Origin of the sequence: Pedobacter aquae (assembly GCF_008195825.1) — a bacterium.
Taxonomy (GTDB): Bacteria; Bacteroidota; Bacteroidia; order Sphingobacteriales; family Sphingobacteriaceae; genus Pseudopedobacter; species Pseudopedobacter aquae.
In genome coordinates, this window is the sequence record NZ_CP043329.1 from 2,098,431 (window position 1) to 2,121,485 (window position 23,055).

General features: G+C 35.2%; 20 protein-coding genes and 1 pseudogene. 14 read left to right on the forward strand and 7 right to left on the reverse strand.

The window, feature by feature from the left end; genetic code table 11:
* Positions 1 to 78: 78 nt before the first annotated feature.
* From FYC62_RS09220 to FYC62_RS09230, 5 genes and pseudogenes are all read left to right on the forward strand, one after another.
* The gene (locus tag FYC62_RS09220) at positions 79 to 1,353 is read left to right on the forward strand and encodes a GAF domain-containing sensor histidine kinase (RefSeq protein ID WP_168199420.1); all 1,275 of its coding nucleotides are present in this window, start codon (positions 79 to 81) and stop codon (positions 1,351 to 1,353) included.
* An 18-nt stretch (positions 1,354 to 1,371) separates the two neighbouring features.
* The gene (locus tag FYC62_RS17580; protein ID WP_262713542.1) at positions 1,372 to 1,701 is read left to right on the forward strand and encodes a CobW family GTP-binding protein; all 330 of its coding nucleotides are present in this window, start codon (positions 1,372 to 1,374) and stop codon (positions 1,699 to 1,701) included.
* Between the two features lie 47 nt (positions 1,702 to 1,748).
* Positions 1,749 to 1,859, forward strand: a pseudogene (locus FYC62_RS17820) (CobW family GTP-binding protein); the annotation flags it as partial.
* A 249-nt stretch (positions 1,860 to 2,108) separates the two neighbouring features.
* The gene (locus tag FYC62_RS17585; protein ID WP_240534891.1) at positions 2,109 to 2,354 is read left to right on the forward strand and encodes a CobW C-terminal domain-containing protein; all 246 of its coding nucleotides are present in this window, start codon (positions 2,109 to 2,111) and stop codon (positions 2,352 to 2,354) included.
* A gap of 86 nt (positions 2,355 to 2,440) precedes the next feature.
* A complete protein-coding gene (locus FYC62_RS09230) occupies positions 2,441 to 3,298 on the forward strand; it encodes an N-acetylglucosamine kinase (RefSeq protein WP_039453304.1) in 858 nt (285 codons plus the stop codon).
* Positions 3,299 to 3,348: 50 nt separating this feature from the next.
* On the opposite strand, the gene FYC62_RS09235 is transcribed toward FYC62_RS09230, so the two are convergent.
* Entirely contained in the window at positions 3,349 to 4,047 is a 699-nt protein-coding gene (locus tag FYC62_RS09235; RefSeq protein WP_052176962.1) for an NUDIX hydrolase, read from the reverse strand.
* Positions 4,048 to 4,169: 122 nt separating this feature from the next.
* Between FYC62_RS09235 and pfkA the strand changes: the two genes are divergently transcribed.
* From pfkA to gap, 4 genes are read left to right on the forward strand one after another with little or no spacing between them, the layout of a single operon-like run.
* Entirely contained in the window at positions 4,170 to 5,150 is a 981-nt protein-coding gene (gene pfkA / locus FYC62_RS09240) for a 6-phosphofructokinase (RefSeq protein ID WP_039453303.1), read from the forward strand.
* 4 nt (positions 5,151 to 5,154) lie between these two features.
* Entirely contained in the window at positions 5,155 to 5,385 is a 231-nt protein-coding gene (locus FYC62_RS18020; protein WP_317131481.1) for a hypothetical protein, read from the forward strand.
* Between the two features lie 53 nt (positions 5,386 to 5,438).
* Entirely contained in the window at positions 5,439 to 6,005 is a 567-nt protein-coding gene (locus FYC62_RS09245) for a hypothetical protein (protein WP_317131482.1), read from the forward strand.
* Between the two features lie 5 nt (positions 6,006 to 6,010).
* The gene (gene gap, locus FYC62_RS09250; protein ID WP_039453301.1) at positions 6,011 to 7,006 is read left to right on the forward strand and encodes a type I glyceraldehyde-3-phosphate dehydrogenase; all 996 of its coding nucleotides are present in this window, start codon (positions 6,011 to 6,013) and stop codon (positions 7,004 to 7,006) included.
* Between the two features lie 56 nt (positions 7,007 to 7,062).
* Here the strand turns inward: gap and FYC62_RS09255 are convergent, their stop codons facing one another.
* Positions 7,063 to 7,314, reverse strand: a complete 252-nt coding sequence (locus tag FYC62_RS09255; protein WP_039453299.1) for a hypothetical protein — start codon at positions 7,312 to 7,314, stop codon at positions 7,063 to 7,065.
* A 319-nt stretch (positions 7,315 to 7,633) separates the two neighbouring features.
* Here FYC62_RS09255 and FYC62_RS09260 point away from each other — a divergent pair, with 319 nt between their 5' ends.
* Genes FYC62_RS09260 through FYC62_RS09280 form a run of 5 tightly spaced genes read left to right on the forward strand, consistent with a single transcriptional unit; the run spans position 7,634 to position 15,914 of the window.
* Positions 7,634 to 8,662, forward strand: a complete 1,029-nt coding sequence (locus tag FYC62_RS09260) for a LacI family DNA-binding transcriptional regulator (protein ID WP_149074723.1) — start codon at positions 7,634 to 7,636, stop codon at positions 8,660 to 8,662.
* A complete protein-coding gene (locus FYC62_RS09265) occupies positions 8,659 to 10,797 on the forward strand; it encodes an alpha-glucuronidase family glycosyl hydrolase (RefSeq protein WP_149074724.1) in 2,139 nt (712 codons plus the stop codon). The genes FYC62_RS09260 and FYC62_RS09265 overlap by 4 nt, the downstream gene beginning before the upstream one ends.
* Positions 10,798 to 10,833: 36 nt before the next feature.
* Positions 10,834 to 11,952, forward strand: coding sequence for an endo-1,4-beta-xylanase (locus FYC62_RS09270; protein ID WP_039453294.1), 1,119 nt, complete (start codon positions 10,834 to 10,836; stop codon positions 11,950 to 11,952).
* A 2-nt stretch (positions 11,953 to 11,954) separates the two neighbouring features.
* Positions 11,955 to 14,810 carry a glycosyl hydrolase 115 family protein gene (locus FYC62_RS09275; RefSeq protein ID WP_149074725.1) on the forward strand — a complete coding sequence of 952 codons (2,856 nt, stop codon included), beginning with the start codon at positions 11,955 to 11,957 and terminating at the stop codon, positions 14,808 to 14,810.
* A 3-nt stretch (positions 14,811 to 14,813) separates the two neighbouring features.
* Positions 14,814 to 15,914: a glycoside hydrolase family 43 protein gene (locus tag FYC62_RS09280; RefSeq protein WP_149074726.1), complete on the forward strand. Its 1,101-nt coding sequence runs from the start codon at positions 14,814 to 14,816 to the stop codon at positions 15,912 to 15,914.
* Between the two features lie 76 nt (positions 15,915 to 15,990).
* Here FYC62_RS09280 and FYC62_RS09285 read toward each other — a convergent pair whose 3' ends face one another.
* From FYC62_RS09285 to FYC62_RS17325, 5 genes are all read right to left on the reverse strand, one after another.
* Positions 15,991 to 17,646 carry a glycoside hydrolase family 43 protein gene (locus FYC62_RS09285; RefSeq protein WP_149074727.1) on the reverse strand — a complete coding sequence of 552 codons (1,656 nt, stop codon included), beginning with the start codon at positions 17,644 to 17,646 and terminating at the stop codon, positions 15,991 to 15,993.
* A gap of 7 nt (positions 17,647 to 17,653) precedes the next feature.
* Complete coding sequence (locus tag FYC62_RS09290; protein ID WP_149074728.1) at positions 17,654 to 19,597, reverse strand: sialate O-acetylesterase; 1,944 nt, start codon at positions 19,595 to 19,597, stop codon at positions 17,654 to 17,656.
* Positions 19,598 to 19,672: 75 nt separating this feature from the next.
* Positions 19,673 to 21,274 (reverse strand): endo-1,4-beta-xylanase, encoded by a 1,602-nt coding sequence (locus tag FYC62_RS09295; protein ID WP_149074729.1) that lies wholly within the window; start codon positions 21,272 to 21,274, stop codon positions 19,673 to 19,675.
* Positions 21,275 to 21,297: 23 nt separating this feature from the next.
* The gene (locus FYC62_RS09300) at positions 21,298 to 22,791 is read right to left on the reverse strand and encodes a RagB/SusD family nutrient uptake outer membrane protein (RefSeq protein WP_317131544.1); all 1,494 of its coding nucleotides are present in this window, start codon (positions 22,789 to 22,791) and stop codon (positions 21,298 to 21,300) included.
* Positions 22,779 to 23,045: a hypothetical protein gene (locus tag FYC62_RS17325; protein WP_205943703.1), complete on the reverse strand. Its 267-nt coding sequence runs from the start codon at positions 23,043 to 23,045 to the stop codon at positions 22,779 to 22,781. Before FYC62_RS17325 ends, FYC62_RS09300 begins: the two co-directional genes overlap by 13 nt.
* Positions 23,046 to 23,055: the final 10 nt, after the last annotated feature.

Consider the following 23,055-nt stretch of genomic DNA (forward strand, 5'->3'; position numbering starts at 1 on the left):
GTAACATTTATGCCCTACTTTAGGTATCAGGTAAAAGAAATTATTTATTACTTTGCATCAATATCTATTTTTCAACATATGGCTAGTACGAATTCTATAGAAGAAGAGAGAATGAATGAGATTTACAAAATCACTTCGCTTCTTATTCAAACCCAGTCTGATGATTTTAAGGAAATTATCGGTATAGCCTGCGGCTTTCTTCAGATGGAAACAGGAATAATAGCCAAAATTGTAGATCAAGACTATCAAGTTCTTGATTTCTACTCTGCCAACAAAGAATTACAGCTTAAAAATCAGGTTTTTGATTTACAAGATACTTTTTGCGAAATCACTTTAACTGAAAACAAAGTTTTTGATATTGATGATGCAGAAACATCGCATTTAAAAGGGCATCCTTGTTACAGTAAATTTCAAACTAGGTCTTACATCGGTGTTCCTATTTTGTCTGAAGGCAAGAAATTTGGAACTTTAAATTTCTCATCATCTTATGCTAGTCCGAAAAGCTTTAACCAAGCTGATAGAGATTTTGTACAATATCTTGGGCAATGGATTAGCAATTATTTAGACAAAAGATCTTTTGAGAAGCAAATAGCTGAAAAGAATGAACAATTGCTAAAGCTTAACCAAGAACTAGCCGATAATAACGAGAACCTGTATAAAATTATGCAGGAAAAAGACCAGCTTTCGCAGATATTACTTCACGATTTGAAATCGCCTTTAAGTAATATTAAAATGCTATCGTTTTTATTTGAAGAAATGGTAACCAATAGCGAAACCGAGGAGCTTTTTGGCATCTTTAACAAAAGCATGCAGGATGTTTTCCACCTCATTAGTCAGATGGAGACTTTAAACAGCATGGAAAATAATCCGGTTAAACCGTATGTAGAAGACGTAGAAATAAACACTTTTATAAAAGATGTTGTAGGAAATTTCTTAAAATCTGCTGATGAAAAGCAAATCACTTTAAACTACGAGCCTTTAGCATCACCTTTAACCATTAAAACCGATAGTAATTTACTCACCAGAGTTATCAATAATATTTTATCAAACGCTATTAAATTTTCTGCTTTTAATAAGGAGGTATTTATTACGCTTCAAAATCAAGAAAACCAATTTAGTGTAAGTATTAGAGATGAAGGACCGGGAATTTATCCTCAAGAAATGGATAAACTTTTTAAACGTTTCACCCTACTATCAAATAAACCAACCAATAACGAAAGTTCTTCTGGCTTAGGCTTATACATTGTAAAAGAGCTGCTAGAAAAACTAAGCGGTACTATTAATGTTATTAGCACACCCGGACAAGGCAGTATATTTAGAGTAAATTTACCGCTTACCTTAGTAGTTGACTAATATCATTTAAAATTTAGAATGTCTTTTAAAGCTGTACCTGTTACCATACTTACCGGATTTTTAGGTGCTGGTAAAACCACTTTTCTGAACCATCTGATAGCAGAAAATCCTCACAAAAAATTCGTGATTATAGAAAACGAGTTTGGCGAAATTAATATAGACAGTCAGCTAGTTATCAATACCGATGAAAATATTTTCGAGCTTTCTAACGGTTGCATTTGCTGTTCTGTAAACGGAGATTTGGCAGCTTTATTGAACAAACTGGTTACTGGCCCTTATGATTATGACCATTTAATTATTGAAACAACAGGTATTGCAGATCCATCTGCCGTAGCAGCCACTTTTTAACAGATTACAACATCCAAACTGCTTTTAAGCTTGATGGCGTTATTGGTATTGTTGATACCTTAAATGTATTAGATGTTTTAGGTGTTGAGGAAGAAGCATCTAAACAAATTGCTTTTTCTGATTTCTTAATCTTCAATAAAAGTAGCGAAGCCTCGGCAGAAACCTTAGCAGAAGTAAAAGAAAAAGTAAAAGCCTTAAACCCATTTGCTGATTTTGTTTTTACCGATTATAGTAAAACCCCAAGTACAGCTTTATTAGAGCTTAATGCTTATGATAAAACTAAAGTAAGGTTTAATTTAGGTTTTAAAACCGATGATAAGCCGCTTATACAATTAAAACCAGAAACTCATCATCACAATATTGTATCACAAAGCTATGCGCTTAAACCCAGTTTTGATTTACTAAAATTGAGGCATTATTTTAGTGTGATGCTGATGATACAAGGCGCTTACTTTTACAGGATAAAAGGAATCTTAAATATTGAAGGATTTAAGAAACAACTTATTATACAATCTGTTAAAGGAGCACCTGTTTTTACAGAAGGCGACGACTGGAAAAATGATGAAGAAAGAGAAACAAGAATTGTTTTTATTGGTAAAAACCTAAAAAGAGAAATTTTGGAAAAAGGCCTTAAACAGTGTTTTTATCAGTAAAATCTTATTTTATAAAGAAAAATAACTTAGTGTATTTTGTACAATAAGAAGATTTGTCTATCTTTAAAAACCTAATTAAATTTAACATGATTATAATTGCCGACGGAGGCTCGACCAAGACAAACTGGTGTTTGATTACTGAAGATGGGAAAAAAGTACTTTTTAATACAGAAGGTTACAATCCTTATTTCTCAAATACCGAGTATATTATAGCATCCTTAAATAAAAACGTCCCTTCTGATTTACCAATAGCAGCTATTAAAGAAGTTAATTATTATGGCGCTGGTGTTCATAACGATGAGAAAGCAGAAATTGTAGCTAAAGCTATGCGAGCTTTTTTTGTGAATGCACAAGTTAACATTGGACATGATTTATTAGCCGCAGCAAGAGCTTTACTAGGCGATGAAAGAGGTTTTGCAGCTATCTTGGGCACAGGTACCAATACTTGTATTTACGATGGTGAGGATATTGAATTTAACATAGATTCTTTAGCTTATATTTTAGGTGATGAAGGTAGTGGCTGTTATATTGGTAAAAAACTTTTATCAGACTATATAAGAGGTTATATGCCGGAAAATGTTAGAGCTGTATTTTGGGAAACTTTTAAGCTTACTCCGGATGATATTTTAAACCATGTTTATACACAACCACTTCCAAACAGGTTTTGTGCTAGCTTTAGCAAGTTTGTTTATGATATTACCGTGAATATTGAGTATTCAAGAAATTTAGTTAAAACATCTTTTAACGATTTCTTTAAAAACTTGGTCAGTCATTATCCTAACTATAAATCTTATAAATTTAATTGCATTGGTTCTGTTGCATATAACTTTAGAAATATACTAGAAGAAGTTGCAAAGGAATACGATATGGAAATGGGTGTTATCATCCGCTCACCAATAGATAACTTGGTAAATTATCACGTAAAAAAATTCAACAATAAATAGAAAAAGGGGCTTTAAAGCCCCTTTTTCTATTTATAATTTTTTTGAAAAAATTACTCTTTCCCAAAAGAAAGTTCGTTATGGAAATACTTACTGTATTTACGTTTATCAAACTTGTATAATTTGGCAGCTCTGTAAGAAACACCTTTCTGTTTCTCGTCAAGTTCTTTTAAGATATCATAAGCCAACATTTTCTTTCTAAAGTTTCTTTTGTCTAGCTTTTTATTTAAGATAACCTCATACAAATTTTGCAATTGCGTAAGGGTAAACTTCTCTGGTAAAAGTTCAAATGCAATAGGTTGATAGCTAATTTTATTCTTTATTTTCTCGAAACCTTTTTTGAAAATTTCGGTATGGTCAAAAGCTAATTGAGGTAAATCTTGTACAGAAACCCAAACCGCTTTTTTAGCATAATTGGTAATAGGCTTAAGCTCCTTTTGGCCATTTAATCTAATCATGGCAAAATACGCAACAGTTATAACCCTGCCCTGTGGGTGTCTATTTACCTCACCAAAAGTATAAAACTGCTCCATGTATATCCCTTTCAGTCCTGTAAGTTCGTATAAAATACGCTCCGCTGCTTCGTCTATACTTTCGCTTTCGTAAACAAAGTTACCTGGTAAAGCAAACCATTCTTTAAAAGGCTCTTCATTTCGCTCTATCAATAAAATTTTCAACTCACCTTCATCAAATCCAAAAATGATGCAGTCTGCAGAGAAAATCGATTCAAAACGTAATGGTAAATTTTCCAAGTCTTAGGGTTTATAAAAACTAATAATAATCAAATTTGAAAAAAAAAATTGACAAAATCTCACTTAGTGTAAAAAATACACCGTATATTAGTGAGCCGTAAACGAGAGTTCAAAAATAAAAAATGTCGAAAATTAATAAAATAGCAGTATTTACTTCAGGTGGAGATGCCCCAGGAATGAATGCATGTATAAGAGCCGTTGTGAGAACGGGTATTCATTTTGGTTGTGAGATGGTAGGTATTAAACAAGGCTACCAAGGAATGATAGATGAGAATTTTATCCCAATGAACCGCCACTCGGTTAGTAATATTATGCAATTAGGTGGTACTATTTTAAAAACCGCCCGTTGTTTAGAATTTAGAACCGAAGAAGGCATGGAGAAAGCCTATCAAAACCTTAAAAAACAAGGCATTCAAGCTTTAGTTGCTATTGGTGGCGATGGAACATTTACAGGTGCAGAAAGATTTTCAAATAAATATGATATCCCGGTAGTTTGCGTACCAGGCACTATTGATAATGACCTTTATGGTTCTGATTTTACTTTAGGTTTTGATACCGCAACCAATACCGTTATAGAAGCCATAGATAAAATTAGAGATACCGCAGAATCTCATGATCGTTTATTTTTTATAGAGGTTATGGGCCGCGATGCTGGCTGTATTGCTTTAAGAGCAGGTATTGCAGGTGGCGCAGAAGCTATCATGTTGCCAGAAAAAGACACCGCTATAGAAGATTTAATTTCTACACTAGAGCATGGTGCGGCTAACTTAAAATCATCTAGTATTGTAATTGTAGCAGAGGGCGATAAAAACGGTGGCGCTTATAACGTTGCTAAAAGAGTAAAAGAAAAATTTGACTATTATGATACCAAAGTTACCATTTTAGGTCACTTACAAAGAGGTGGTAGCCCAAGTAGTTTTGACAGAATTTTAGGCAGTAGAATGGGCTTTGCAGCAGTAAAAGCATTGTTAGCAGGCCAAACCAGAAAAATGGTTGGCTTACATGGCAACAATATTGCACTTACAGATTTACGTGAAGCACTATCAGGACACGAGTTTAAGTTGGAAGACGATTTAATGGAAATGTCTAGCATATTAGCATAAAAAAATGGTTGCAGTTGTTTACAGTGGATCTAGATATGCCAATTGGCGAATTGCCCATAAGGGTACAGAAACCATTGAGCTTAGAACTGTAGGTATAAACCCATTTTTTAACGATGAAAAGTATATTCTTCAGGTTTTAAATAAGAACATACAACTCATCCATAATGCAGAAAAAATAAAGAAAATATTTTTTTTGGCGCAGGTACAACATCAAAAGAAAGAAATGAGATTGTAAGCAATGCATTTGCGCAATTCTTCAGATATAGCAAGATATTTGTACATAATGATTTGCTAGCTGCTGCAAAAGCAAGTTGCGATGATAAAGCGGGCATTGTTTGTATCATGGGAAGTGGCTCTAACGCAGCTTTTTTTGATGGAAAAAAAATCATCGATAACAATTATGGTTTAGGTTATGCCATTGCTGATGAAGGATCATCTAACTGGCTGGGTAAAAACTTAATAAAAGCTTATATCACACAAACTTTGCCGCCAGACATTAACCTACTTTTTAAGAAAAAATACGATTTAGATAAAAAACAAATTCTGGATAAGATATATAAACAAGCACATCCTAACATTTTTATAAGTTCTTTAGTAGATTTGCTCACAGAAAACAGAGAACATCCTTTTGTAAAAGACTTTGTTAAAAATGGATTTCATGTGTTTATCAGCACTTATCTTATTCCTTTGATAGAAAAGTACGGCAAGAAACAACCTATTTATTTTGTGGGGACAGTTGCTGCAAATTTTCAGGATTATTTAAGAGAAATTGCCAAAGAGCATAACATTAAAATATCCACTATCATTAAAGAACCTATTTATAACTTATTGAATTATTACGCAAATAAAAATTAAAACAAATGAAAATTGGAATTAACGGATTCGGAAGAATTGGAAGATTAGCTTTCAGAGCTGCAATAAACAGAAAAGACATTCAGATTGTTGGTATCAATGATTTGATTGATGTTGATTACATGGCTTACATGCTAAAATACGATTCTACACACGGAAGATTTGATGGTACTGTAGAAGTAAAAGATGGCAACCTTGTGGTTAATGGCCAAAGCATTAGAGTAACAGCAGAAAAAGACCCTGCAAACTTAAAATGGAATGAAATTGGAGCCGAATATATTATTGAATCTACTGGCTTTTTCTTAACTCAAGAAACTGCACAAAAACACATAGAAGCTGGTGCTAAGAAAGTAGTTATGTCTGCTCCTGCTAAAGATGATACCCCTACTTTTGTTATGGGTGTTAACCATAAAACTTTAAGAGCAGACCAAAATATCGTTTCTAACGCTTCTTGTACTACAAACTGTTTAGCTCCTATCACTAAAGTATTAAACGATAACTTTGGCGTATTAGAAGGCTTAATGACTACTGTACACGCTGCTACTGCAACTCAAAAAACTGTTGACGGACCATCTGTTAAAGATTGGAGAGGCGGACGTGGCGCTTACCAAAACATCATCCCTTCATCTACAGGTGCTGCAAAAGCTGTGGGTTTAGTTATCCCAGAAATTAAAGGAAAATTAACGGGTATGGCTTTCCGTGTTCCAACTGCTGACGTTTCTGTAGTTGATTTAACTGTACGTTTAGAGAAAGCTGCTTCTTACGAGGATATTAAAAAAGCTATGAAAGCTGCTTCTGAAGGCGAACTAAAAGGAATTTTAGGTTATACAGAAGATGAAGTTGTTTCTACAGATTTCTTAGGAGATGCTCGTACTTCAATTTTTGATGCAAAAGCTGGTATTTCTTTAAATGATAACTTCGTTAAAGTAGTATCTTGGTACGATAATGAGTGGGGATACTCTAACAAAATTGTTGATTTATTACAACACATGGCTACTTTGTAAGAAGATAGCTTATTAGCATAAAAAAGCTTTCCTGATACGCATCGGGAAAGCTTTTTTTATTTATACTCATTTGGATAGTGAATTTCTATATACTCTTGTAACTCTGTTTTAAGGAAAATATACTTGGCTTCCGCTTCTTTGCATATCCACTTTTTAATGGCCCTGCCCTGCCCAAGTACCTCAATAACTCGGAAACGTCTTACCAACTGATCCATTTGATTATTGTAATTCTCGATTATAGGATCGCTTAAAAGATGAAGATTCCTTTTCTTAAACTGAACTCCAAAATGAATATGACCTACTATCATAGTAAAGAATTTAATAGTTAAAAAATAGGTAGAAACATTTAGGTAGATATATGTTTCTGAAACAGAGAGCATCGCGTTAGAGAAACTAAGTTAATGAATAAATCTTAAAAAATATAATTTTAAAAGATAATTAATGATAAAAACATAATAAAATAACCCTATTTTTAAAGATGTTGCAACATTTATTATTAACAAAGCAAATAAAAAAGCGAAGCGCATGATTAACAAAAAAATTACTGCAACCGATTGCAATAATCTTTATTTTTCTTTACCTTGCTTCGGCTTTCAAAGCATAAACCTAGCATAAGAGATTTAAAAAATGAAGAAAGAGATAACAATTTATGACCTTGCAGAGAAGTTAAATATTTCTGCAACCACGGTTAGTAGAGGTCTTCAAAATCATCCTGCGATAAATATCAACACCAAAAAGAAAATTTTTGATTTAGCTAAAGAACTAGGTTATCAATCAAATAAATTTGCTAGCAGTTTGCGTAAACAAAAAACCCATACCATAGGCGTTATTGTCCCAAGACTTAATAGTTTATTTATGTCATCTGTGTTATCAGGTATAGAAAAAGTAGTAAATAACGCTGGCTATAACCTTATCATCAGTCAATCTTTTGAACAAGAAGAGAAAGAAAAAACAAACGCCATTACCATGTATAACAACAGGGTTGATGCATTAATTGTATCGCTTTCTTATGACTCGGCAGATTTCACCCACTTTAACAACTTCATTAATAAAGGTATTCCCATTGTATTTTTTGATCGGGTTACAGATAGCTTACCCGTTACAAAAGTTGTAATAGACAATTTTAAAGCTGGTTATGATGCGACTATGCATCTTATTGAACAAAATTGCAAAAGCATTATGCACATTACGGGTAACTTAACCAGAAATGTTTACAAAGACCGCTACGAAGGCTACAGGAAAGCACTTGCTGATAGTTATATTCCATTTTCTGATGATTTATTTATCACCAATGATTTAAGCGAGCAAGAAATTTACAATGCCGTAACCAACAATATTTTAAAAAGAAAACAACTTCCTGATGGTTTATTTGCCACAAATGATTCTGCCGCAGCTTACGCTTTAACATTATTTAAAGAAGCCGGTTTAAAAGTACCAGAAGACATTGCTATTGTAGGTTTTAATAACGATTTCATTTCTAAAGTAACAGAACCTGCTATTACAACCATTAATTACCCTGGTAATGAAATGGGAGAAAACGTAGCTCGCATTTTAATTAACCATTTAGATGGCGAAGGCGACTTAAGTTTAACCAGTACCGTTATCTTAAACTCGGAGCTTATTGTAAGAGGCTCATCTTTAAAAAGTAAAGTATGAAAAAATTTTGGGCTCTTATTATAATCGTCATCTCTCATTTAAGTGTTTCTGCTGAAAATGGCTATAACCTTTGGCTAAAATATGAACCAATTAAGGATGCAAAATTAGTAGCTGCTTATCAGGAAAATATATCTTCCTTATATGTTTATCAAAAATCAGAAACGCTTGACATAGCTACTAAAGAGTTTATCACTGCTTTTAAAGGTTTAACCGGAAAATCAATTAGCACATCGGTATCAATACAAAAAAATGCCATTTTATTCATAAAAACAGATGATTTACAAAAACTTAACATCACACACCCATCACCAGAAAACGATGAAGGCTACCTTATAAAATCTATCCAACATCAGGGTAAACCCCTTACTTTAATAAGTTCTAAAACAGATAAAGGCCTTTTATATGGCGCTTTCCACTTGATTAAGCAATTACAACTTAAACAAAGCATCTTCAATTTAAATATTTGGGAAGAGCCTAAAATTAAACATCGTATACTTAACCATTGGGATAATTTAGACCGTAGCGTAGAGCGTGGTTATGCCGGTTTTTCTATTTGGGATTGGCACAAGCTACCTCAATACACCGACCAGCGTTATATAGATTATGCCCGAGCAAACGCTTCTATTGGTATTAATGGCACTGTTTTAAATAATGTTAATGCTAATTCTCTTATCCTTACGGATGATTGGCTTAAAAAAGTAAAAGCCTTGGCTGATGTTTTTAGACCTTACGGAATAAAAGTGTACCTAACTGCCCGTTTTAGTGCTCCAATAGAAATAGGAAAATTACCAACTGCAGACCCTCTGGATGAAAAAGTACAACTTTGGTGGCAGCAAAAGGCTAAAGAAATTTATGCTAGCATTCCAGATTTTGGAGGCTTTTTGGTAAAGGCCAATTCTGAAGGACAGCCTGGGCCGCAAAACTATGGAAGAACCCATGCCGATGGCGCAAATATGCTAGCCAAAGCACTTGAACCTTATGATGGAATAGTGATGTGGAGAGCTTTTGTTTATGATAATGAAGTACCAGAAGATAGGGCAAAACAAGCTTTTAATGAGTTTAAACCTTTGGATGGTAGTTTCCATAAAAATGTAATTATACAAGTTAAAAACGGAGCTATAGATTTTCAACCCCGCGAACCTTTTCATCCCTTATTTGGTGCTTTAACAAAAACACCTGTAATGGCAGAGTTTCAATTAACGCAAGAATATTTAGGTTTTGCTACACATTTGGCTTATTTAGCACCTTTGTTTAAAGAATGTTTAGATGCAGATACTTATGCAAAAGGTGAAAATTCATCGGTTGCTAAGGTTATTGACGGTTCTTTATACAAAAATCAAATTACGGCTATTGCTGGTGTTGCCAATATTGGTAATGATGTTAACTGGTGCGGACATCCTTTTGCGCAAGCAAATTGGTACGCTTACGGCAGGTTAGCTTGGAATCATCAATTATCTTCTTCGGCTATTGCCGATGAATGGCTCAATACTACGTTTACTGGTCTACAGAAGACATCAAGTACTTTGTTAAAAGATATGATGCTAGAATCGAGAGAAACCGTAGTAAATTATATGACGCCACTAGGCTTGCATCATATCATGGGATGGGACCACCATTATGGACCCGGACCTTGGATAAAAGATAAACCTAGAGCAGATTGGACATCTGTTTACTATCATCAAGCAGATAACAATGGTATTGGTTTCAACAGAACATCAAGCGGTAGTAAAGCAACTTTACAGTATTTCTCTCCTGTTGCACAAAAATTTGATGATTTAAAAAGCTGTCCAGAAGAATATTTATTATGGTTTCATCATTTACCTTGGGATTATAAGTTAAAATCTGGCGATAGTTTATGGGATGGAATCGTAAAAAAATATTATAAAGGTGCTGACGAAGTAAAAGAAATGCAAAAAACTTGGGCTGCTGTTGAACATGATATCGATAAGCAGACCTATCAACAAGTAAAACAATTATTGACCATACAAAGTGAAGAAGCTTTATGGTGGCGAGATGCTTGTGTATTGTATTTTCAATCTTTTTCTGGTAAACCTATACCCATTGGCCTACCAAAACCTAAACACAACCTAAAATACTATCAAGATTTAGAATTTAAGTTTGTACCTGGCATATAATATCAAATCATACTCTCTTTTAAACGCTTATTAAACATGAACAAAAAATTATATCATCATTTAAAACCAGTGCTTTTTTTTAGCCTTTTTATGCTATCGATTGCATCATGTAAAATCACACCAAAACCAACTACATATCAGCAAGATAGCAAAGGATTAAAAGATTTTTATAAAGACTACTTTTCTATGGGAGTAGCTGTTGGCCCTAGAAACCTTAGTGGAGATGAAGCTACACTTATTAAAAGACACTATAATAGTATTACCGCAGAAAATGCTATGAAAATGGGACCTCTACAACCTAGAGAAGGCTATTTCTTTTGGCGAGATGCAGATTCTATTGTAAACTTTGCCACCAGAAATAATATTAAAGTTAGAGGCCATAATTTATGCTGGCATGAGCAAACTCCAAACTGGATTTTTACCGGTAAAGATGGTAAACAAGTATCTAAAGAGGTTTTATTACAAAGGCTAAAAGATCACATTTTTGCCGTAGCGGGCAGATATAAAGGAAAAATTTATGCCTGGGATGTTGTAAATGAGGCTATTGATGATAACCCTAATAATTTCTTGAGAAACTCTAAATGGTTTGAAATATGCGGAATAGATTTTATTATAAAAGCTTTTGAATATGCCCATGAAGCAGACCCCAATGCTAAACTTTTTTATAACGATTATAACACCGAAAGACCAGAAAAAAGAGAACGCATTTATAAACTTCTTAAATTACTTAAAGAACAAGGAGTACCCATCCATGGTGTTGGCCTACAAGCGCATTGGTCTTTAGAAGAACCTACAGAACAAGAATTAAGAAAAGCCATTACGCAATATGCTTCTTTAGGTTTAGAAATACAGTTTACAGAGGTTGATCTATCTATCTATAAATGGGAGAAAGAAAGAAGAGAAAAAAGAGTAGATGAATCTGATGCATTTACTGCCGAGTTAGAAGAACAACAAGCAAAGCAATATGAAATGGTTTTTAGGGTAATGCGTGAGTATAAAAACGTTGTTAGTAATGTTACTTTCTGGAATGTTTCTGACAGGTATACTTGGTTAGACCAATATCCAGTAAGAGGAAGAAAAAACTACCCTTTACTTTTTGATACTCAATTAAAACCAAAAAAAGCTTATTGGAGCGTTATCAACTTTAAGAAATAAGTATGAGAACAATTATTTTAACCATTGTATCTGTTCTTTCTGCTGTTGCTTGCTTAGCATCAGGCTTAGATAGAATTGTAACTAAGAATTATACCAAAGGGAGTTTTGCTATTGCTAATAAAGATAAAATAGCCCCTATCATCATCAGTGAAAACGATTTTATTGGCGTTAAAAGAGCCGTAAAAGATTTACAAACCGATATTTTTAAGGTTACAAGAAAAACCCCTGAATTACTTATAGATAATAAAAGCGCACTACCCATTATTGTAGGAACAATTGGTAAAAGCACTATCATTGATGAAATGATTAAGCATAACAAAATAAATGTTGCTGGTATTGCAGGCAAATGGGAAAGCACTTTAATTGAAGTTGTTAAAAATCCTCTGCCCGGTATAGATAGCGCTTTGGTAATTGCCGGAAGTGATAAAAGAGGAACCATTTATGGTATCTATGAAATATCTTATCAAATTGGGGTTTCGCCTTGGTATTACTGGGCTGATGTTCCTGTAAAAACAAGTCAGCAGTTATTTGTAATAGCTGGTAGACATGTTATTTCTTCGCCAGCAGTACAATATAGAGGCATATTTTTAAATGATGAAGCACCAGCTTTAAGTGGTTGGAGTAAAAAACAATTTGGAGGCTTTAATCATCAGTTTTATGAAAAAGTATTTGAACTAATTTTACGATTAAAAGGCAACTACTTATGGCCTGCCATGTGGGGAAGTGCTTTTAACGATGATGACCCTATAAATCCTGTTAAAGCAGACGAATACGGTATTGTGATGGGTACATCGCATCATGAACCTTTAATGAGGGCACATGATGAGTGGCGCAGATACGGCTCTGGCAAATGGAATTACGAAACCAATACCACAAAACTGAAAAGCTTTTGGGAGGATGGTTATAAAAGAACAGCAGGTAAGGAACAAATTGTTACTATTGGTATGCGTGGCGATGGTGATGAACCCATGACCGAAGGTACAGCTATAGATTTACTAGAACGTATTGTAAAAGACCAAAGAGCCATTATAGAAAAAGTTAGTGGTAAAGCAGCAGCAGAAACGCCACAATTATGGGCTTTGTATAAAGAAGTTCAAGATTATTATGATAAGGGGATGCGTGTACCAGATGATGTAACCTTGCTTTTATGCGATGATAATTGGGGTAACATTAGAAAATTACCTAAACTTAAAGAACAGCCAAGAAGCGGTGGATACGGCATTTATTACCATTTTGACTATGTAGGCGGACCAAGAAACTACAAATGGATAAACACCAATCCTATCCAAAAAATATGGGAGCAAATGAACCTAGCTTATGAACACGATGCTAATAAAATTTGGATTGTAAATGTTGGCGATTTAAAACCTATGGAGTTCCCTATCGAGTTCTTTTTAGATTATGCTTGGGCACCTGATGCTATTCCGGCAGAAAAACTTAAAGAATATGGTATAAAGTGGGCCACTAAACAATTTGGAGACTCTTATGCTACAGAAATTGCCGAATTGATAGAACTATATAGCAAATATAATGGTAGAGTTAAGCCAGAACTTTTAGATGCTAATACTTACAGCTTAACTCATTACAACGAATTTGAAACTGTTACTCAAGATTACCAAAACTTAGCAAACAGAGCTTTAGAGCTTTATAAAAACATACCCGAAAAGCAAAAAGATGCTTATTATCAATTGGTTTTACATCCGGTAACGGCAAGTGCAAATTTATACCAGTTATATTACAAGGTGGCTAAAAACAAATTATATGCAAAGCAAGGCAGAAACAGCGCCAACTCTTTAGCCACAGAAGCAAAAACATTATTTGCGAAAGATGCTGCCATTAGTAAATTTTATAACGATACTTTGGCTGGTGGTAAATGGAAACACATGATGGACCAAACGCATATTGGTTATACTTACTGGCAGCAACCTCCGGTAGATAAAATGCCAGATACCCAAGAAATTGCCATCCAAGAAAAAGCACAATTAGGTGTAGCTATAGAAGGTAGTTTAAAATCTTGGACAGGAAAAACCACCGTAGACGATAATTTTCCTATCTATAATTTCTATACTCAACAAAAACACTTTATAGAACTCTTTAACAAAGGTATAAAGAGCCTAAATTATCAAATTAAAACACCACCTTTTATTAAAGCTAGTTTAGGAAATGGAAAGTTAGAAACACAAGAAAGAATTTATCTGGAGGTTGATTATACTAAACTAAGTCAAACAAAAAATAAGAGTGCTATCATCATATCTGGAAGTGATGGTTCTAAAATTACCCTACCCATTGTTATTGATAACACCCGATTTGCAGATGAAAAAATAACGGGTTTTGTTGAACAAGATGGTTATGTATCTATAGAAGCTGTGCATTTTACAAAAGCGGTAAATAAGCGCCCTATTTTTTGGAAAGAGATTAAAAACTATGGTAAAACTTCTGGCGGGATGATAGCAGTACCTGTAAGCAGCGAAACACAAACGCTAGATAAGAACACACCTCATTTACAATTTGATATTTACTTGAAAAATACAGGAAATTTCACTTTAAACACTTACATATCTCCTACCATAGATTTTACCAATACAGATGGGCTAAAGTTTGCCTTGTCTATAGACGATGGTGAGCCTGTTATTGTAAATATCAACAAAGATGATCAGGATAATAAAGCTTGGGAAAAATCAGTAGCAGAAAGTATTAAAATCTTTAAAACACCTTTTAACATCAGCCAAAATGGGAAACACACTCTTAAGTATTGGATGATTAGCCCTGGCGTAGTCTTACAAAAACTTGTATTAGATACTGGTGGTTTAAAACCATCTTTCTTAGGACCAAAAGAAACATTTATTAACCATAAATAAAACATGAAAAAGAATTTAAAACCCACTATTACAGCCTCTTTTTTAGCTATAGCTATAAGCGCCATAGCTTGCCAAAACAATTCGGGAAAAACGGCACAAACCGACAGTTTAAAACAAGATACTTCTAAGTTTTTAACGCAACCGCTTATATCAAATATTTATACGGCAGACCCATCTGCCCATGTTTTTGAAGGTAAAATTTACATTTATCCTTCGCATGATATAGAAGCCGGTACACCAGAAAATGATAATGGAGACCATTTTGACATGCGAGATTATCGTATCCTATCTATGGATAGTGTGAATGGCAAAGTAACAGACCACGGAGTTGCTTTAGACATTAAAGATATACCTTGGGCAGGCAGACAACTTTGGGCTCCTGATGCAGCTTATAAAAATGGAACTTACTATTTGTATTTCCCTGTTAAGGATAAAAATGATGTCTTTAGAATAGGCGTAGCTACATCAAAAACACCTGCCGGCCCCTTTAAGGCAGAACCACAACCTATTAAAGGAAGCTTTAGTATAGACCCTGCCGTTTTCACGGATGATGATGGCACTTCTTACATGTACTTTGGTGGTATTTGGGGTGGCCAATTACAAAGATGGAAAGACGGAAAGTATGATGCTAATGGTTCTAAAACAGATTCACAAAAAGAAGATGAGCCAGCATTAACTGCGAAAATTGCAAAGCTGAGTAATGACATGTTAAGCTTTGCAGAACCCGTAAAAGATGTTATTATTTTAGATAAAGAAGGCAAACCACTGTTAACAAAAGACCATGATAGGAGATTTTTTGAGGGCGCTTGGATGCATAAATACAACGGAAAATATTATTTCACTTATTCTACAGGAGATACGCACTTCTTAGCATCAGCGGTTAGCGATAACCCATACGGACCATTTACTTACCAAGGTACTTTTATGGAACCTGTACAAGGCTGGACCACCCACCACTCTATTATTGAGGTTAAAGGTAAATGGTATATTTTTTACCATGACACACAATTATCTGGCAAAACACATTTAAGAAATGTTAAGGTTACAGAATTAACCCACAATGCCGATGGTACTATAGGCTTAATAAAACCTTTAAAAAAATAAGATTATTTTAGGTTTTATGCATAAAAAAGCGGCAGTTTTTTCACTGTCGCTTTTTTGCTTTTATACAAATGTTATGCTATTGTTTTAAATCAACACCTTCATAATCTAAATATTTAAAAGAAGCTGTATTTGTTGATGTTTTACCGTTAGCACTAGCATATATTGCAAATAAAGCTCCTACAAAACCACCTGCTTGTTGCGTACTTAAATATTTTCCATCCAAATGAGGTGCTAAAACTTTCCAATTTTTAGGTTGCTCGGCGTAAGCCAAATTATAATTAGCGCCTTTTGCTTCTATTTTAAGCCAAACTTTAGTATTAGCTGTTGTAAGCTTCTGTTCTTGTAGTAAATCCATACTTTTTGAAGCCTTATTGCCTTTAAAAACCTGAATTACAGGTATGCCACTAGCTATAGATTTACAGATATAGTAGAAATGGAATTCGTTTTGAAAAATCAGCAAACCAGCCTTTTCATTTTCCTTTGCAGCTTTAAAATCCATTTCTGTAACTACGGTTGCAAAAGCATGTTGCTGGCGTTTACCTACAAATGCCGGATTAGACAACTCCATACAGGTTTCTGGCTTTAACTGTAGGGTTAAACCTTTTTTGGCTGATAATTCTAACCAACTTTTATCATGAGACCTTAGAAACAAGAAAGAATAATCAAGCGTATCTTTAAACGTGTGGCGATACGTAAATGCACCACTTTGCGGTAAGGCATTTTGTTTAAGCTCTGGCCAATTCACCGTAAATTGATATTGAATTTCTTGATGATCTGGGTTGATGATTGGCCACCCATCGGCAGTCCATTTTACAGGCGCTAAAAAAGTTTCTCGGCCTGTATTGTAATAATTTCCTTCATAGGGTCTAACAGCCAAAAACACAGCATAAGTATTACCATCTGGGCCCTCAACTAAATCTGCATGACCTGCCGATGTGATTGGGTTTTTACGATTGGGGTCTAAATGCCTTTGCGTTAAAATAGGGTTTTTATCATAAGGGATATAAGGCCCTCTTACGTTTTTACTCCTCAAAATAACCTGAGAGTGATTTACAGAAGTCCCCCCCTCTGCGGCACATAGATAATAATAATCGTTTCTTTTATAAATATGAGGCCCTTCTATCCAAACAGGTTTGGTAGAAATATCAACCCCACCGTTAACCAAAATAGTTTCCTCGCCTTTTACAGAAAAATTTTCCTTATCCAGTTCATAAATTCTAATGGTACGATGCCCATCATACAGAGGTTTACGCTCTGGCGCATCGCTATTGTAAATGATATAAACCTTATCATCATCAAAAAACAAAGAAGGGTCTATACCTTTTACTTTGGGTAATAAAATAGGATTACTCCATGGCCCAGCCGGATTTTTTGCTGTCATGATGAAATTCCCATCCTGATCAATATCTGTACAGGTGATATAGAAAAGTCCATCGTGGTAACTTATAGCGGGTGCGAAAAGTCCACGAGAAACTTGCTCGCCCATAAAATCCATTTGTGTTGGGCGAGTAACAACACTGCCAATTTGCTTCCAATTTTTCAAGTCTTTGCTATGAAAAACTGGTATACCAGGCACATAAACAAAGGTAGAGTTCACTAAATAGTAATCTGTGTTTACTTTTACGATACTGGGGTCTGGATAAAAACCACCGAGTATTGGATTGTGTATAGTAGTTTGGGCCTGAGTAGCAGTAAACCACATCAGGCTAACCAAAAAGAAATATTTACGCATGTTTTTTTTATTTATCTGTGGCAAAAGGTGAAGCTGGCAAACCTGCTTGGTTATATAAATTAGCTCCTTCCGGATTATCAGCCCAAGCATAACGTACCGCAACCGGGTTTTTAATTTGAGGATGTTTAACTACAATTTGTTTTCCTGAAATAACAGCCTCTGCTTTTAAAAAAACTTTATCAGCACCTGCCAGGTAAAACTCATTTAATTTAGCACCTTTAGCTAGCAAGCCGCCATTAACATGGTCAAAACTGAGGAGAATTTCATCATTTTTAACCTGCATACTTTTATATATGGGCCCGCTGTAGGCGATATTTTTTTCATGATAGGCTAGCTTTCTAGCGGCTAAAGCTAAACGCTCTCCTACTGTTTTTTTATTTAGAGGATGAATATCATTCCATTCGCCAACATCAATGGTAACTGCCATGCCTGTATGATTTAAAGCTAATGTTTGCAATTGTGAATTTCTAAGCTCGGCCCAATTACTTTCTTTAAAAGTATCTTGAGCTTTCATAAAATTTGCGAGTTGCACATACAAAAAAGGCATATCAGCCTGTTTCCATCTTGCTCTCCATGTCTGGATTAGATCTCTAAAAAGCTGCTTATATTCTTGATATTTGCCTGTATTAGATTCTCCCTGATACCATATTACACCTTTTATGGGGAAGTTTAACATAGGCGCTATCATGGCGTTAAACAAACCTGCTGGCTGGTAGTGGAAAGTAGTTTGCCCCATTGGCATAGGCTCGCTGGCATAGCCTAAAGCAATTTTCCAATCTCCTTTTAAATCTATTTTATTGCTGCCTAATATTAAAGCGTATTCCTTATCTAAAACAAAACCGCCTTTTCCAATATTACTCACTACTCTTATAGCGATGGAGTTTTTGCCGGGTTTTAAAATCCCTTGCGGGATAGGATATCTTCTTGGAGGATATTGATAACCAGTTGTACCTACCTGCTTACCGTTTACATAAACTACATCTCTATCTACTATGGCGCCCAAAACTAATAAAGCCGAAGATTTAAGCATCTCATCGGTAACATAAATATCTCTTCTAAGCCATACTACACCATTTAAGTTTTGATTTTTATCTTGAGCTAGTTTGGTAAAGGTTTGTTTATCCCAAAAACCCGGTATAGAGAAATTAGTCCAGTGGGTATCATCATGTTCAGTTTCAAACCATTTATTTTTTAAGCCCTCATCATTTTTATCAATATTGTTGTTCCAGGTGTTAACAATGCTATTGTCTTTATTTCTAATACTATCTACCAAGCTGGTATTTTTATATTTTTGAGTGAGTTTTAGATAATGAGGATAAGCATGAAGCGCTTCTTCACTTAGCCAAGCCTCGGCCGGAGAGCCGCCCACACTAACCCGAATAAGCCCTATAGGGATTTGATATTTTGCATATAAAGATTGGGCAAAGAAGTAGCCAACGGCTGTAAAATCTAAGATATTTTCTGGTGTAACAGCCTTCCATTGGCCCGATGAAAAATCATCTTTTTCTTCAGTAAAAGCAAAAGAAGTTTGTACGCCAAACTGTCTAATTTTAGGGTTATTGGCATTTTTAACAACATCAGGATATAAAACTTCTACCCTACGCATAGGCAATTCCATATTAGACTGGCCGGATGCTACCCAAACATCACCAACTAAAATATCTTTAATGATGATTTGGTTATTTCCTTTAATATCCATTTCATAAGGACCACCCGCTTTTAAAGGCTTTAGGTTAATATTCCACACCCCATTATCACTGGTTGTTACTTTATACGCTTTATTTTTGAACCTCAAGGTAACCTGTTCTCCAGCGCTAGCCCAACCCCATATTTTAAGCGGAACGTTTCTTTGTAAAACCATCCCATCAGAAATTAAACGGGGCAGCTTAACATCAGCAAATGTTACCTTAACTGCTATTAATAAGAATATGATTAAACCTAAACGCTTCATAGAAATGTCTTTTAATAGGAACGGTAAGCCCTCTAAAGAGAACCTACCGTTGTAACCTAAACCAATAATAAATAATTATTTTCCTTGTAGTGCCATTTTTACCCCGGCGTAAGCTGGTTTTTTAGTAAAATTGGCATTAAAGAGCAATGCAAACTCCGGACGATCGGCTCTGTTTAGCCATCCTCTAGGGTCATCAACTCCCCAAATTGTAATTCCGCCTCTTTGTGCAGCAGGCACATATTTTAAGTAAGTTTCTACCACAAACTTATACATCTCTGCTTGTAAAGCTAAAGTGAATTCATCTGGTGTAAATGCAGCTGCGTTACCTACATTAACTCTGATATCTAATTCGGTAATTTTAACTTTTAAACCCGTAGAAGCTAATTTTCTTAAAGAATTGATGATACCAGCTCTGGAAGAATTAGTGGTAATGTGCATTTGCGTACCAATACCTGTAATAGGCACATTTTGTGCTTTTAAGCGGTTGCAAAGTGCTACCATAGAGTCTACTTTTAATTGGTTACCTTGCTCTAAATTAAAATCGTTGATGTATAAATCTGCGTTAGGGTCTGCTTCTCTGGCATATCTGAAAGCATTAGCAATATAATCTCGACCAAGGAATTTTACCCAATAGTATTCTGTAGGGCTGTTTGTACCATCTCTTAAAGTTCCGTTTTCTGCCAAAATCTCATTTAATACATCCCAACTTACCACGCCTCTTGATTTATAACGGTTAATCATGCCTTGAATAAAGGCTTTCATAGCATTATCTACACTTATTCTTACTTGAGTTAAATCTACACCCGGAACTGGCGTAGCATCAACCACTGTTACATCATCTACAAAATACGTATTTGCTCTTGCACCCATATCAAATAAAATACGTGTTTGTGCATCTCGAGCTCTAAAAGTCCAGCTAATAGGTGTCCAATCTGTCCCTACAGTTTGGTCTCCTTGAAATTGTGCTGAAGGGGCAGTTGATAATCTCATAGTACCTCCTGCTGTTGCTGCTCTAATGAAGAAAGTCACTCTATAATCAACACCAACTGTTGTAGGGAATAAATCACTAGCTAACTGTACCCTCCATTGGCCTCCAGGATTATCTGTAGCAACTACAGCTTTCATAGAGCGAGTGCCGGTTCTAACCTCGCCACCAGAACCTGCTGAAAAAGATGCTGCTCCGTTAAATTTAGACCAGTTGGTATAATCAGCACCGGTACCACTTTCAAAACCACCATTTAATAAAATATTTGGTCTTGGCGGTGGTGCAGTACCTCCTAAACTACTTAAATAAGTGCCATTTTGTTGAGAATGCCATACTAAAGTGTGACCATGAATTTTTAAACCTGCCGCAGTTGCAGCAGTAGCTAAAGCATCGGCTCTTGTAAAATCAAATGTTCCATTATCTCTAACAATGGCATTATGCTTCATAGAGTTTTCAAAGGTTATCATAGATGCATTTGAAACTATAGCTCTTCTGTAAGCGGCATTACTTTCAAAAGTAGGATTATCGGCTGCAAAGCCAATTGGAAAATCTGCTACTGCTTGTAAAGAGCCAACGGTATCTGTAAAATTACCTTTGTTTAAGCTATTAAATTCCACTTCTCTTTGGCAAGAGCTTAGTACTGTTGTACCTAAGGCAAACAGCACCATGGACTTTATAAATGTATTTTTCATTTTTATGTCTTTATGATTAAAAATTAATTATAACCTGGGTTTTGAGGGTAAGCAGGACCAGATGTTACCAAATCTATTTGTCTTTGCGGAATTGGTCTTAACATATGGAAATCTTGAATATTAGCTCCTGCTTCTGTATTAAAAGCTTTCACTCTGGTTACTAGAGAGCGGGTTCTTACTAAATCCCACCATCTGATGTGCTCGCCATAAAACTCTCTGGTTCTTTCATTTAAGATAAAATCTAAGGTAATATCAGCAGCTGTTACTTGTAAAGCTGTAGCTGCGGCGGCATTTTGTGCTGGTGTTCTGGTTGGGTTAAAGGCAGCTCTTCTTCTTACCACATTAATCATATCAGCGGCTCTATCATTTCTATTAGACTTATGATAAGCTTCTGCTGCAATTAGATAAACATCAGAAAATCTGAACATGATGAAAGGACGAGTTGATGGGTCATTCACCGCTGGTCTGCTTGGATCATCATATTTTTTCATTGAAGGGAAAAATACATTGGTATAAGCATTACCGCCATTAGCGCCTGTTGGCGTAAAAATAACCCCTTTAAATGCTTGTCTTCTAGCGGCGGTAACTTCAAAAGGAGGCATCCAGATTGCAGTATCAACACCTACCGTTAAAGCACCTCTTGGTGTAGTTACATTTGCCGTGTTAGCTATCCAAGTAGTTTGAAAAGTTTTATCAAAACGAGTATCGTTAGCTCTATTTGTAAATGCTACGTTAACCACATAATTGGTATTTGGGCGCATGCGAATAAAAGGTCTTCCGTTTGCAACATCTCTTGTCATCACTGCCGCACCACCAGTACCTGGGAAATTAGCATTAACAGTTGGGTAGTTTGGCCTTTGAAAATAAGCCGTACCATTAATTCTACCACCAGCAGCTGTAGGTACAAACTCCCCAAAACGAGGATCTCTATTATAATCTACCACAAATAAAGTTTCTTTACCATACTCATTACCTAGTTTATGTGCATCGGCATAATCTTCCCATAAATCAACCCCATAAGCTGCTTTATTATCTATTAAATTTTGAGCAATAGATGCCGCTGTTTGAAAATCATTGGGTTGAGCAACATCAGACCAACCTCTGGTAGCATAAACTTTAGCTAAAAGGTATAGTGCGGTTGCTTGTGTAGCTGGTTTACCGGTGAAAGGAGCGGTAGGTAAAACCTGTAATTCCGTTGAGGCTTCTGTTAAATCTTTAATAATAAGATTATAAATATCTGCTTTAGGGGCAGGGACTGCTGCAGTTGAAGGCTCTGTTATAAATGATGTACTAAGTGGAACATTACCAAAAGTAATTACCATATTATAATAAAGAAAAGCCCTCATAAATTTGGCTTGAGCTATTGCTCTAGTTTTCTCAGCTTCTGTAGCAAAATTTGCTGCAGGACCAAATTGTAAAATACCATTCATGGCATTGATATCTTGATAAGATATTTGAAATATTGGAAGATAATCATTAGAAGTTACAGCAAGGTTATTATAAGTTAAAGTATTGATAGACCCCCAGCACTAGCACCAGCTAAAACCTCATCCGTACCACCTTGTGTTTGGATAGAGAACCCTTCTGTTCCCCATAAAAAGCGCATATCTGAGTATGCTCCAGTAATTCCTGCTATAATACCTGCAGGTGTAGATAAATATTGCTGAGTTAAGCTTGTTCTTTGCTCTTCTACTAACAATTTTTTACAGCCAGAACCTCCTAATACACCTAGGATAAGACCTGAAAATAATATTTTCTTATATAGTTTCATATGCTTGAAG

Excerpts from the sequence above, each read along its gene's own strand:
- FYC62_RS09230 (WP_039453304.1), top strand. The coding sequence starts at position 2,441 with ATGATTATAATTGCCGACGGAGGCTCGACCAAGACAAACTGGTGTTTG.
- FYC62_RS09220 (WP_168199420.1), top strand. The coding sequence starts at position 79 with ATGGCTAGTACGAATTCTATAGAAGAAGAGAGAATGAATGAGATTTAC.
- FYC62_RS09260 (WP_149074723.1), top strand. The coding sequence starts at position 7,634 with ATGAAGAAAGAGATAACAATTTATGACCTTGCAGAGAAGTTAAATATT.
- FYC62_RS09285 (WP_149074727.1), bottom strand. The coding sequence starts at position 17,646 with ATGCGTAAATATTTCTTTTTGGTTAGCCTGATGTGGTTTACTGCTACT.
- FYC62_RS09255 (WP_039453299.1), bottom strand. The coding sequence starts at position 7,314 with ATGATAGTAGGTCATATTCATTTTGGAGTTCAGTTTAAGAAAAGGAAT.
- FYC62_RS18020 (WP_317131481.1), top strand. The coding sequence starts at position 5,155 with ATGGTTGCAGTTGTTTACAGTGGATCTAGATATGCCAATTGGCGAATT.
- FYC62_RS17325 (WP_205943703.1), bottom strand. The coding sequence starts at position 23,045 with ATGAAACTATATAAGAAAATATTATTTTCAGGTCTTATCCTAGGTGTA.
- pfkA (WP_039453303.1), top strand. The coding sequence starts at position 4,170 with ATGTCGAAAATTAATAAAATAGCAGTATTTACTTCAGGTGGAGATGCC.
- FYC62_RS09290 (WP_149074728.1), bottom strand. The coding sequence starts at position 19,597 with ATGAAGCGTTTAGGTTTAATCATATTCTTATTAATAGCAGTTAAGGTA.
- FYC62_RS09270 (WP_039453294.1), top strand. The coding sequence starts at position 10,834 with ATGAACAAAAAATTATATCATCATTTAAAACCAGTGCTTTTTTTTAGC.
- FYC62_RS09295 (WP_149074729.1), bottom strand. The coding sequence starts at position 21,274 with ATGAAAAATACATTTATAAAGTCCATGGTGCTGTTTGCCTTAGGTACA.
- FYC62_RS09265 (WP_149074724.1), top strand. The coding sequence starts at position 8,659 with ATGAAAAAATTTTGGGCTCTTATTATAATCGTCATCTCTCATTTAAGT.
- FYC62_RS09280 (WP_149074726.1), top strand. The coding sequence starts at position 14,814 with ATGAAAAAGAATTTAAAACCCACTATTACAGCCTCTTTTTTAGCTATA.
- gap (WP_039453301.1), top strand. The coding sequence starts at position 6,011 with ATGAAAATTGGAATTAACGGATTCGGAAGAATTGGAAGATTAGCTTTC.
- FYC62_RS17580 (WP_262713542.1), top strand. The coding sequence starts at position 1,372 with ATGTCTTTTAAAGCTGTACCTGTTACCATACTTACCGGATTTTTAGGT.
- FYC62_RS09275 (WP_149074725.1), top strand. The coding sequence starts at position 11,955 with ATGAGAACAATTATTTTAACCATTGTATCTGTTCTTTCTGCTGTTGCT.